Raw genomic sequence first — 562 nt, forward strand, 5'->3', positions numbered from 1 at the left:
TTTCTTAGTTGTTGGGTTGTAGTAGTTAACTACTTGAGCCGCAGTATTTTCGATATCTGCACCGCCAGGAACATCAGCTTTCACTGTTGTTGGGATGTCGAACTTGTAGTAACGTCCGAAGGCGAATTTAGTTGTGTCGATCACTTGAGTGTTTTCTGCATCGCCAAGTGACTTAGTGAAGCCATCTTTAAGAGTTGCAGTGATTACACCGTTGTTAACAGTAATATCGAATTTAGCTGTAACATCATCACCTGTTACTGAATCGTAGGCTTTAATCTTAGTAGCGTCAAGATCCAACTTAGTTTCATCGTAGTCATCTGAGATTCCTACTGATTGGATGTTGTCCTTGTTAGCTGCGTCGAATTTAGTTGTATCCAACCATACTTGGTAAACCAACTTGTCGCCACGTTTAACAGTCTTGGTATTCAAGTTTTGAGCTTCGTTGTTTGAGGCATCGTCCGCATATGGGTTCGCATTTGTGTCTGCGTACTTGTCTGCCAACTCTTTATCATCATCAACGAGCTTGTCACCTGTGATATCGAATTTCTCTTCAGAAACAACG

At 41.6% G+C, this 562-nt stretch carries 1 protein-coding gene; it reads right to left on the reverse strand.

Going from position 1 to position 562, the window contains the following annotated elements:
* On the reverse strand, positions 1 to 562 hold a 562-nt coding region (locus HMPREF1519_RS00015; protein ID WP_037610393.1), incomplete at both ends, for an adhesin isopeptide-forming adherence domain-containing protein.

Origin of the sequence: Streptococcus sp. SR4, from assembly GCF_000517725.1 — a bacterium.
GTDB classification, from domain to species: domain Bacteria; phylum Bacillota; class Bacilli; order Lactobacillales; family Streptococcaceae; genus Streptococcus; species Streptococcus salivarius_F.